The organism is Nonomuraea aurantiaca (assembly GCF_020215705.1).
GTDB lineage: Bacteria > Actinomycetota > Actinomycetes > Streptosporangiales > Streptosporangiaceae > Nonomuraea > Nonomuraea aurantiaca.
Map to the genome: position 1 here is coordinate 111,647 of NZ_JAIWNB010000030.1, position 7,193 is coordinate 118,839.

Here is a 7,193-nt window from a genome sequence, read left to right on the forward strand (position 1 = left end):
CCCCGCAGTCAATGCCATCCACCGGTGCCCGCCCGCGCGGGATCAGTCGAAGGTGGTCGAGATCTCGTGCCACCCGCCGGGTGCGATCTTCTCGGCCTCCTTGGGCCCCCAGGTGCCCTTCGCGTACGGCAGCGGCGGGTCCGGCAGGTCGAGGATCGGCTGGACGATCCGCCACGACTCGTCCACCAGGTCGAACCTGGCGAACCGCAGAGGATCGCCGCTCACCGCGTCGGCCAGGATCCGCTGGTAGGCGGCCTCCATCGGGCCGAGCACCTTGGTGAAGTCGACGCTTACCGGCACCTGCCGGGTGCGTTGCTCGCCGGGCTCCTTGGCCAGCACGTCGAAGGTCACCCCGGCGTCGGGCTGCAGCCGGAACCTGATCAGGTTGGGATTCAGGTCCGGGTCGTGCGGGAACAGCGAGATCGGAGGTTTGCGCAGCTCGGCGACGATCTCCAGGTCGGTCACCGGCAGCGCCTTGCCGGCGCGGATGCAGAACGGCACCCCGGCCCATCGCCAGTTCTCGATGTAGGCGCGCAGCGCGACGAACGTCTCGGTGGTCGAACCCTCCTTGACGCCCTCGGTGTCGAGGTAGCCCTCGTACTGGCCGCGGACCACGTCGACGGGCTTGATGGCCTCGACGGCGCGCAGCACCCGCCACTTCTCGTCCAGCTGGGCGCGGGCGTCCTTGGACGGCGGCGGGTCCATGGCCAGAATGGCGAGGAGTTGCAGCAGGTGGTTCTGGACGACGTCGCGGATGGCGCCGTTGGCGTCGTAGAAGGCGCCCCGGTCGGCCACGTCGAAGTCCTCGGCCATGGTGATCTGCACGCTGCGGACGTAGTTGCGGTTCCAGAGGGGCTCGACCAGCATGTTGGCGAACCGGAACACGAGAAGGTCCTCGACCGGCTCCTTGCCGAGGAAGTGGTCGACCCGGCGCAGGTGGTCCTCGTCGAAATACTTCAGCAGCTCGGCGTTGAGCTCCCGGGCCGAGTCCAGGTCGCTGCCGAACGGCTTCTCCACGACGAGCCTGGCGTCCCGGTTGAGGCCCTCCGCGGCCAGCCCCTCGGCCACGACCGCGAACAGCGCGGGCGGCACGGCCAGGTAGTGGACCAGGAAACCCTTGCCCTCCAGCTCCTCGCGGAGCCGGGTGTAGGTGGTGGGGTCGCGGTAGTCGCCCGACACCAGCCGCAGGTTGCCCGCCAGCTTCTCGAACGCCGCGTCGCGCACGCCGCCGCAGGCCGCGTGGGCGTGCTCGCGCAGCCCGTCGAGGTCCAGGTCGGTCTTGGCCACGCCGATGATCGGCAGATCGAGCTCGCCCTTGACGGTGAGCTGGTAGAGGGCGGGCAGGACCATCTTGCGCGCGAGGTCGCCGGTGATGCCGAACAGGACGAGCGCGCCCGCGGTCTTGGTCGCTCCCACGTCAGACCCGCCTTCCGCGCAGCTCGCGGTAGCGCCGGACGAGCCCTTCGGTGGAGGCGTCCGGGAAGGCCTCCGGCGGCTCCTCCGAGGTGAGCGCGGGCGCCAGGTCGAGCGCCATCTTCTTGCCCAGCTCGACGCCCCACTGGTCGAAGGAGTCGATGCCCCAGATGGTGCCCTCGACGAACGTCGCGTGCTCGTACAGGGCCACGAGCTGGCCGAGCGTGGACGGGGTGAGCTTGGGGGCCAGGATCGTGGAGGTGGGCCGGTTGCCGGGCATCACCTTGTGCGGCACGATCTCGGGCGGCGTGCCCTGGCCGGCGATCTCCTCGGCCGTCTTGCCGAACGCCAGCGCGGAGGTCTGCGCGAACAGGTTCGCGTTGAGCAGGTCATGCATGCCCTCGCGGTCCTCGAACGGCTCGGCGAACCCGATGAAGTCGGCGGGCACCAGCCGGGTGCCCTGGTGCAGCAGCTGGTAGAAGGCGTGCTGGCCGTTGGTGCCCGGCTCGCCCCAGAAGATCTCGCCCGTGTCGGTGGTGACGGGTGTGCCGTCGGCGCGTACGGACTTGCCGTTGGACTCCATCGTGAGCTGCTGCAGGTAGGCGGGGAAGCGGTGCAGCCGCTGGCTGTAGGGCAGGACGGCCCGGGTCTGGGCGCCGAAGAAGTCGTTGTACCAGACGCCGAGCAGGCCGAGCAGCACCGGCATGTTGGCCTTGAACGGCGAGGTGCGGAAGTGCTGGTCCATGGCGCGGAACCCGGCCAGCATCTCGCGGAAGCGCTCGGGCCCGATCGCGATCATCAGGGACAGGCCGATGGCGCCGTCGTAGGAATAGCGGCCGCCGACCCAGTCCCAGAAGCCGAACATGTTCGCGGTGTCGATGCCGAACGCGGCGACCTTCTCGGCGTTGGTCGAGACGGCCACGAAGTGCTGGGACACGGCGTCCTCGCCGAGCGCGTCGACGAGCCACTGGCGGGCGACCTTGGCGTTGGTCAGCGTCTCCAGGGTGGTGAACGTCTTGGAGCTGACCACGACCAGCGTGCTGGCCGGGTCCAGGCCGGCCAGGTTGCCGGTGATGTCGGCCGGGTCGATGTTGGAGACGAACCTGGCCGTGATACCGGCGTCGGCGTAGTCGCGCAGCGCCTCGTACGCCATGGCCGGGCCGAGGTCGGAGCCGCCGATGCCGATGTTGACCACGGTGGTGATCGGCTGCCCGGTGGCGCCCGTCCAGTCCCGGGAGCGGACCCGGTCGGCGAAGGCGCTCATCTTGTCGAGCACGGCGTGCACGTCGGCGATGACGTCCTGGCCGTCGACCTCCAGCTTGGCCTCGCGGCTCATGCGCAACGCGACGTGCAGGACGGCCCGGTCCTCGCTGACGTTGATGTGCTCGCCCCGGAACATCGCGGCGATCCGGTCGCGCAGCCCGGCCCGCTCGGCCAGCTGGACGAGCAGGTCGATCGTCTCGTCCGTGGCGCGGTGCTTGGCGTAGTCGAGGTAGAGGTCACCGGCGGTCAGCGTCATCCGCTCGGCGCGGCCGGGATCCTCCGCGAACAGCTCGCGCAGCTGCTTGCCCGCCAGCTCCCCGTGGTGCTTGTCCAGTGCCGCCCACTCCTGGCTCTGGGTGATGTCGCCGCCCACTCGTCCTCCTCGTGCCGTCAAACGATCACACTAATCCCGTACCGGGCAAGATATCGCGCGGGACTCCAGGTCAGTGGGATTCCCTGCCCACGGCATCGCCGCTCGAACCTGTGAGGAAGTCCAGGTCCGCCCCCTTGTCGGCCTGCATGACGTGGTCGACGTACAGGCGCTCCCAGCCGCGGGACGGGGCGGCGTGCCCGTTGACGACCAGCTCCCTGGCGGCCAGCTCGGCGGCGGGGACGTCGACGTCGAGCCGTCTGGCCGCGACGTCCAGCACGATGATGTCGCCGGTCCGCACCCGCGCGAGCGGCCCGCCGGCCGCCGCCTCGGGCGCGGTGTGCAGCACGACCGTGCCGTACGCGGTGCCGCTCATCCGGGCGTCGCTGATGCGGACCATGTCGCGCACGCCCTTGGCCAGCAGTTTCGCGGGCAGTGGCAGGTTGCCCAGCTCGGGCATGCCGGGGTAGCCCTTGGGCCCGCAGCCGCGCAGCACCAGGACCGACGTCTCGTCGACGTCCAGGTCCGGCGAGTCGAGCCGGGCGTTGAGATCCTCGACGCTGTCGAACACGACGGCCCGGCCGCGGTGGTTCAGCAGCTCGGGCGAGGCGGCGGCGGGCTTGATCACCGCGCCGTCCGGCGCGAGGTTGCCGCGCAGCACCGCGATCCCGGCCTCGGGCAGCAGCGGGTCGGCGCGGCGGCGGATGACGGTCTCGTCCCAGATCTCCGCGTCGGCGAGGTGGTCCACGAGCGGTCCGCCGGTGACGGTCAGCGCCGCGGGGTCCAGCAGGTCCGCCACCTCCTTCAGTACGGCCGTCAGCCCGCCCGCCCTGAACAGGTCGTCCATCAGGTGGCGGCCCGCCGGCTGGAGGTCGACCAGCAGCGGCACCCCCCTGCCGGTCCGGTCGAAGTCGTCCAGCTCCAGCTCGACGCCGAGGCGCCCGGCGATGGCCAGCAGGTGGACGACGGCGTTGGTGGAGCCGCCGATCGCGGCCAGCGTCACGATCGCGTTGAGGAACGATCCCCTGGTCATCACCTGGCTCGGCCGCAGGTCGCGCCGCACCAGCTCGACGGCGAGCCGGCCGCTGTCGTGGGAGCGTTCGAGCAGCCTGCTGTCGGGCGCGGGGGTGCCCGCCGTGCCGGGCAGGGTCATGCCGAGGGCCTCGGCCATGCAGGCCATGGTCGAGGCGGTGCCCATCGTGTTGCAGTGGCCGCGGCTGCGGATCATGGACGACTCGGAGCGGAGGAACGCCTCGCGGGAGAGCGTCCCCGCGCGTACCTCCTCGCTCAGCCGCCACACGTCGGTGCCGCAGCCCAGCGGGACACCCCGGAAGTGGCCGGTCAGCATCGGGCCGCCGGGCACCACCACGGCGGGCAGGTCCACCGAGGCGGCCGCCATCAGCAGCGACGGGATGGTCTTGTCGCAGCCGCCGAGCAGCACCACGCCGTCGATCGGGTTGGCGCGCAGCATCTCCTCGGTGGCCATGGCGGCCAGGTTGCGCCAGAGCATCGCGGTGGGCCGGACGTTCGTCTCGCCGAGGGAGACGACGGGCAGGTTGAGCGGGACGCCGCCGGCCGCCCACACGCCCTGCTTGACGCTGTCGGCCACCTCGTCGAGATGGGAGTTGCACGGGGTGAGGTCGGAGGCGGTGTTGGCGATCGCGATGTGGGGCCGGTCCCCGTCGAACGCGGTCTCCGGCAGGCCGCGGCGCATCCAGGCGCGGTGGATGTAGGAGTTCCGGTCTTGACCTGAATACCAGCGGGAGCTGCGGAGCGGCATGCCCTCATCCTGACATCCCGCCATTTGGGGATGAAACCGGCGGCCCGTGCAGGGGCACGGGCCGCCGGTGGGCGTGATCTCACTGGCCGCCGAAGCGTGAGATCACGGTCCAGGGTGGATACACCCTTAAGGCGTTCCATCCTGTTCCATGCCGTTCCACCTCACACCGGGTGGTAGCTGCATCGCACCCCCATCTGTACGGCGGACCGCAGCCGCTCCGCGATGACCGGGTCCGCCTCGCCGATGCGCGCCAGGGCCCGCCTGATGGCCTTGCCCACGGCGATCCTGGCCCGTTCCTCGCTGCCGGCGAACTGGCGCGTCCGCCCGGCCAGCCCGGTGGCGGCGGCCAGCTCGTCGATCAGCCAGTCGCGCTCGGCCCGCAGCGTGGCCGCCCGCTGCAGGTCGTGCATCGCCTCCAGTTCGTCGATCTCGGCCTGCAGCCCGGACAGCCGCCGCTTGTAGGTCTGCCTGGCCTGCTCGTCCAGCAGCGGCTGGGCGGACTCGGCCGCCTCGCCGGCCGCCGCCCCCGCGGCCAGGTCCACGGCCGGGATCTCGCGGCCGGGGTTGGCCAGCAGGGTCGCCAGGTGGGCCATGCCCACGATGTGGTCGACGAGCACGGTCCGGCCGGCCAGCTCGATCCGCCACTTGCGGCCCTGGCGCGCGCAGACGACCTCCGCCGGGGCCGCCGGACGGTCGTCGGGCAGCGTCATGCCCAGCGACGCGGCCTCCTGCCGGGCCAGCGCCAGGATCCTGCGCGACTCCTCGGTCCCGCGCAGGGCCTGGCCGAGCCGCAGGCGGGAGAGCGCGACGGCGGGCCAGTGCCCCAGGGCGAGGTTGTCGTGCACGGCGGCCCGCAGATAGGCGATCGCCTTGTCCGTCTCGCCGCAGGTCAGCATGGCCACGCCGAGAGAATGGCGGACCGAGCCGAGGCAGGTGACACCCAGGCTGACGACGACGGGCAGCCGCTCGAACGGGGAGAGCACGGCATGGATCTCGGCCGCCGTCTCGGCGTCGCCGAGCAGGTACGCCGCCTCGGCCGCCCCGTACATCGAGATGAGCCAGGTGCTGGAGCGGGGCAGCGCCGCCAGGTCCCGGACGCGCAGCCGGGCCAGCGCCCCCTCAGCCAGCCGCCGGTCCCCCGCGGTGGCCGCCGACACCGCGAGCACCGCCCACAACGAGCTGTCCATCGCGCTGAGATCGGGCGAGTTGACCAGGTCCGCCAGCATGGGGACGAGCTCGGCGGCGCGTCCCTGGTACCAGCGGAGGGTCGCGAGCTGACCGGCGTACCAGCCCGCGCTGTCGATGTCGCCGGCCGCCGCGCCCCGGTCGGCGCAGGCTCCGGCCATCGCCTCGGCCTCCGCGAGCCGGCCGCTCCTGATGCCGAGCATGACCTCCATCGCGTCCACGACGAACCCGACCGCCAGGTGGTCCTCCTTGGACAGCAGGCCGCGCAGCTCCACCAGCGCCCGCTCGGCGTGCGGGTCGGCGGCCAGCACCAGGTCCACGGTCCTCCAGAGCAGCCCCATCAGCAGGTCGCCGCGGCGGCCGGTCCGCGGCGCCTGCTCGATCAGCTCCTCGGCCAGCGCCAGGCGCAGGGCGCCGTACTCGGGTCCCAGGACGCAGTGGTGGGCCAGGCTCAGCGCCTCGGCCAGCGCGACGGGGTCACCGGCCCGCCTGGCCTCCTCGACCAAGGCCAGGATCGCCTCGTGCCCGCCACCGCGGTAGTCGTCCTCGCCGGCCAGGCGTACCCGCAGCCGTAACGCCAGTGAGGAGCGCGGCTCGACCAGCGCCAGAGCCTGGCGCTGGCGCGCGCGCACCGCGGCCGCCTCGGCGGCCGTGCGGTGCTCGTGCACCCACAGCCCGCCCAGCCCGAGCGCCGCCCGCGCCATCCCGTCCACGTCGCCGTGCCGTTCGGCCTCCCGGTAGGCGGTCTCGAACCAGCGCCGCGCCGCCCGCAGGCTGCCTTCCCCATACAGTGCGTGCTCTCCCGACAGCAACGACATCTCTATGTCGTCGTGTACGGCCAATCCCCGCGATCCGCCCACCGGCGTCCTCCGCACCCCGTTGTGGCAATGCGCGTCGCGCGCACTTCCAGTGACTGCGGCCCCCCACCGATAAGACGGATGCTAACCGAATGAGGTTCAGCTAGGTCGGATCAGAGTGCATCAAATTGGATCAGAATGACCGCTGCCTAAGGTTGAGCTGCGTTTCTGGAGGAATCAGCAGAGACATGGAGCGAATCGATGCGTACTGGCGCGCGGCGAACTATCTGTCGGTGGGCCAGATCTATCTACTGGACAATCCACTGCTCAAGACGCCATTGACCCCGGAGCACATCAAACCCCGCCTGCTCGGCCATTGGGGCAC

General features: G+C 71.5%; 5 protein-coding genes. 1 reads left to right on the forward strand and 4 read right to left on the reverse strand.

Features of this window, described 5'->3' with window-relative positions; genetic code table 11:
* Nucleotides 1–42: 42 nt before the first annotated feature.
* The 4 genes from zwf to LDL49_RS45670 all read right to left on the reverse strand — a co-directional run bounded on the left by zwf (nt 43) and on the right by LDL49_RS45670 (nt 6,871).
* On the reverse strand, nt 43–1,416 hold the full coding sequence (gene zwf, locus LDL49_RS45655; RefSeq protein WP_225301192.1) for a glucose-6-phosphate dehydrogenase: 1,374 nt from the start codon (nt 1,414–1,416) through the stop codon (nt 43–45).
* A gap of 1 nt (nt 1,417) precedes the next feature.
* Nucleotides 1,418–3,049 carry a glucose-6-phosphate isomerase gene (gene pgi, locus LDL49_RS45660; protein WP_225301193.1) on the reverse strand — a complete coding sequence of 544 codons (1,632 nt, stop codon included), beginning with the start codon at nt 3,047–3,049 and terminating at the stop codon, nt 1,418–1,420.
* Nucleotides 3,050–3,119: 70 nt separating this feature from the next.
* The gene (locus LDL49_RS45665; protein WP_263656352.1) at nt 3,120–4,826 is read right to left on the reverse strand and encodes an IlvD/Edd family dehydratase; all 1,707 of its coding nucleotides are present in this window, start codon (nt 4,824–4,826) and stop codon (nt 3,120–3,122) included.
* A gap of 161 nt (nt 4,827–4,987) precedes the next feature.
* Nucleotides 4,988–6,871, reverse strand: coding sequence for a hypothetical protein (locus LDL49_RS45670; RefSeq protein ID WP_225301195.1), 1,884 nt, complete (start codon nt 6,869–6,871; stop codon nt 4,988–4,990).
* 185 nt (nt 6,872–7,056) lie between these two features.
* Between LDL49_RS45670 and LDL49_RS45675 the strand changes: the two genes are divergently transcribed.
* Nucleotides 7,057–7,193 (forward strand): phosphoketolase family protein (locus LDL49_RS45675; RefSeq protein WP_225301199.1); only part of this gene is annotated, 137 nt, incomplete at its 3' end.

Coding starts and splice junctions, on each gene's coding strand:
- LDL49_RS45665 (WP_263656352.1), bottom strand. CDS start 4,826: ATGCCGCTCCGCAGCTCCCGCTGGTATTCAGGTCAAGACCGGAACTCC.